General features: G+C 72.5%; 3 protein-coding genes. 1 reads left to right on the top strand and 2 read right to left on the bottom strand.

Going from position 1 to position 3,629, the window contains the following annotated elements; genetic code table 11:
* Nucleotides 1-119 precede the first annotated feature (119 nt).
* Nucleotides 120-1,514, top strand: a complete 1,395-nt coding sequence (locus AOK16_RS16390; protein WP_205627703.1) for a hypothetical protein — start codon at nt 120-122, stop codon at nt 1,512-1,514.
* A 135-nt stretch (nt 1,515-1,649) separates the two neighbouring features.
* Here the strand turns inward: AOK16_RS16390 and AOK16_RS16385 are convergent, their stop codons facing one another.
* Complete coding sequence (locus AOK16_RS16385; RefSeq protein WP_055472985.1) at nt 1,650-2,330, bottom strand: hypothetical protein; 681 nt, start codon at nt 2,328-2,330, stop codon at nt 1,650-1,652.
* A 174-nt stretch (nt 2,331-2,504) separates the two neighbouring features.
* Nucleotides 2,505-3,317, bottom strand: coding sequence for a VOC family protein (locus AOK16_RS16380; protein ID WP_055472984.1), 813 nt, complete (start codon nt 3,315-3,317; stop codon nt 2,505-2,507).
* Nucleotides 3,318-3,629: the final 312 nt, after the last annotated feature.

Genomic DNA, 3,629 nt, shown 5'->3' with positions numbered 1-3,629 from the left:
GCCGCCGCGGCGGCGAGTCCGCGTACGCCATGTGGGTGTCGCGAGCCGGGCCCCCGGGGCCATCAGCCACCCTGAAAGGAATAGTCCGGAATTGCGGCTTTGGAGTTAGCGTCGTAGGTATGAACACGGCAGCGAAGCCCTGGGGGGCGCGCGCCTTTCTCGCGCCGGTGCTGGCGGTGCTGGCGCTTCTGGCAGCCGTCCTCGTCATGGCCTCCGGCGCAGCGCCGGGAGCAAGCGCCGCGGGTGGGCTCGACCGCGCGGCGGACGCCCTGCGCCAAGGTCCCATCTACGTCGACCCGCGGGCCTCGGGAGAACTGTCCGCCACCGACGCGAAGGCCCTGGCGGACAAGATCGAGCGGGCGGACAAGCCGGTGTTCGTCGCCGTGCTCCCGAACGCCTCCGAGTTCAACCCGTCGACGCTGCTGGCCGACCTGCGAAGCAAGGTCGGCATCACCGGCGTGTACGCGGTAGCGCTCGGCGACCGCTTCGACGCGGGCGCCGACTCCTCGGTGATGCCGCGCAACGCCGTCTCCAACCTGGCGGGCTCGGTGGAGCGCTCCGACCCCGGTGACGTGAAGGCGATGGTCAACGGCTTCGTGGACGACGCCCTGCCGCAGGCCAAGGGCCATGCACCGGCCGTCTGGAGCGGCGGTTCCGGCACCGACACCGGTACGGATCCGGGTTCCGGCCCGGGCCACCGGGGCACCGGTGCCGGCATGCTTGTCTCCCTCGGCGTGCTGATGCTGGTCGCCGGCGGCGGCGCGCTGCTGGTCACCCGGCGGGGCCGCAAGCGCCGGGCCGCGCAGGACCGGGCACGCCTGGAGATCCTGCGGCCGGTGGTCGACGAGGACATTACCGCCTTCGGCGAGGAGCTGGAGCGGATCGACTTCAACCCCTCGGCCCGCACGACGGACGACACGATGCGCGAGGACTACGCCCGCGCCCTGGACTCGTACGACAGGGCCAAGGCGCGGATGGCGGCCGCGCGGCGGGGCGAGGACGTGCGGCAGGTGACGCAGGCGCTGGAGGACGGCCGGTTCTCGCTGGCCACTCTGGAGGCGCGGCGCGACGGCAGGCCGCTGCCGCACCGCCGGCTGCCCTGCTTCTTCGACCCCCGGCACGGCCCATCGGTCGAGGACACCCAGTGGGCGCCACCGGGCGGCCCGGAGCGGACCGTTCCGGTCTGCGCCGCCGACGCGGCCCGGCTGGCGGACGGCGAGGAGCCGATGAGCCGCCAGGTCGACACGGCCTCAGGCCGCCGCCCGTACTGGGACGCGGGCCCGACCTACGGCCCCTGGGCGTACGGCTACTTCGGCGGCGGCATCCTCCCCGGCCTCCTGGCCGGCACCCTGCTCGGCAGCGTCATCGCCGGCCCGCACGCCTACGCGTACGACGGCTACGGCAGTGACTACGGCGGAGGCGACTACTCCGGCTCCGACTTCGACGCCGGGGACTTCGGGGGCGGCGATTTCGGCGGCGGCTTCGGCGGCGGGGACTTCGGCGGCGGGTTCTGAGGACCCCACCGCTCCGGCTCACCGGTGAGCGCCATGTCGCCGGCGCTCACCGTGGCGGCGGCGCTCACCGCGGCACTGGCGTTCACCGTGGCGATGATGTTTGCCGTGGCGGCGGCGCTCACCGTGGCCGCGGTCTCAGCGGGGGACATGGGACTTGGCCAGATCGGTGACGACGGTGCCCATCCTGCTCGGGGGCCCGAAGTAGCCCTCATCCCCTTCGTCGTAGCCGTCCTCGTACCCGTCGTCCTCGTCCCAGTACCCGTCCGCCACCTCGTCCATCATGGCGCGGGCCCGGTACTCGGCGTCGTCGTAGCGGCCGGGGAACGCCGACCGCTGGACGGCCTGGGCGAGTTCGCCCGGCGTGAGGTCGGGGTTGTCGTAGTCGCGGGCGAGGGCGCGGGAGAAGAACCGCGCCGCCGCATGGGCCGGGTCGAGGATCTGCGCGGGCGTGCCCCACCCGTAGCTCGGTCGCTGCTGGAACACCCCGAGGGAGTCCTTGTCCCCGCAGTCGAGGTTGTTCATGTGGCTCTCCACCCAGCCCGCCTCGAACCCGGCGAGCATCACCTTCTCGCTGACCTCGTAGTCCTGCCCGATCCGCCAGACGGTGGCGATGACGTGGGGGTCGTAGCCGGACGGGACGTGGCAGCGGCGGCCGTGCATCTGGGCGTTGGCCAGGTGGTGGCCCTTGCGGCGGGTCTCCGGCTTCTTCTCACCCCGGTCGGCGGCATACGCGACCGGGGTAAGGCTCGCGGCTATCAGCAGGCCAGTGAACACGGCGGCGTGAAAGGGCGCGAGAAGCGGCGTACGTATTCGCATGCTTCTCTTCCTCACCCCTCAGCCGTGACAGTGGATCGGTGAGGAGCGGGATTTCCCCCGAAGGGCCCAAGGAATTCGCCCGACTCGCGGCCCCGGCACGCTTGCCCGCCGGGGCGGATCCGATCTCCGCGAGCCCGACGGCCCGCGGCGGATCCGCCTCCCGGCGGCGCGCGCCTACGACTGCGGGGGCGCCGGGGTCAGCACCACGAAGTCCGCGCCGAACGGGTCGACGGCCACGGCCAGCCGCCCCACGCCTTCGGCGTCCTCCGGCCCCATCTGCACGCTGCCGCCGTTCTCCGTGACCTTGGCGAGCGTGGCGTCGGTGTCGGTCGAGCCGAACACCGGGTGCCAGTAGGCACGGCCGCCGGTCAGCGCGAGGTGCTCGGCGGTCAGCTGCATCAGCCCGCCCTGCATCCGCTCCTCACCGAGGCCGGAGGGGGTGAGGAGCGTGTACGTGTCCGGGCCGCCCGGCAGTTGCATGTCCTGGGTCTGCCAGTCGAAGACGGACCGGTAGAACGCCTGCGCCGCCGCCGAGTCCGTGGTGTAGAGCTCGACCCAGGTGAGCGTGCCCGGCTCGTCCGCCGCCTCCATGCCCGTCATGCCGCCCGGCTGGAAAGCCGCGAACTGGCCGCCCTGCGGGTCGGTGAACTGCGCCATCCGCCCCACGTCACCGACACCTTTCGGAGCGACCCGCACCGTGCCGCCGCCGCTCTCCACGGCCCGGGTGGTGGCGTCCACGTCGGCGGTGTTGAAGTAGATCATCCAGGCCGAGCGGGCCCCCTTCTCGCTCAGCGGACCGAGCCCGGCGATCATCTTCCCGTCCAGCTTGAAGACGCCACCGGCCTCGCCCTCGGCCTCCTCCCCCGCGTGCATCGGCTCGAACTGCCAGCCGAACACCGCGCCGTAGAACGCCGCCGCGGCACCGACGTCCGGGGCGCCGAGGTCGATCCAGCACGGCGATCCCGGCACGAAGTCAGTAGTGATCATCACGATTCCCTTCGCAGTTCCCAGCCCTGGTGAACCCCCACGAACTCAGCGTGACACCCGCCACTGACAACCGCCCGTCGGCCCGGCCCTCCCACGGCGCCCACGGCCATGACCGAGCGCCCCACGGAAGTCGACGCGGCGCAGGCCGAGTTCGCCGACTGCATGGCCGCCCATGTCGCCCCCCAGCGCGGGGCCGAACCCAGGCAGGAGCTCCGCTCAGCGGGCTCAGCCGAGCCTGGCATAGAAAAAGCCCAGGTCACAAGCAATGTGACCTGGGCTCTCGGAGCCGCCTAGGGGAGTCGAACCCCTGAC

Origin of the sequence: Streptomyces pathocidini, from assembly GCF_001418495.1 — a bacterium.
Taxonomy (GTDB): domain Bacteria; phylum Actinomycetota; class Actinomycetes; order Streptomycetales; family Streptomycetaceae; genus Streptomyces; species Streptomyces pathocidini.
This window is presented reverse-complemented; position numbering and strand designations above follow the sequence as displayed.

Coding starts and splice junctions, on each gene's coding strand:
- AOK16_RS16390 (WP_205627703.1), top strand. CDS start 120: ATGAACACGGCAGCGAAGCCCTGGGGGGCGCGCGCCTTTCTCGCGCCG.
- AOK16_RS16385 (WP_055472985.1), bottom strand. CDS start 2,330: ATGCGAATACGTACGCCGCTTCTCGCGCCCTTTCACGCCGCCGTGTTC.
- AOK16_RS16380 (WP_055472984.1), bottom strand. CDS start 3,317: ATGATCACTACTGACTTCGTGCCGGGATCGCCGTGCTGGATCGACCTC.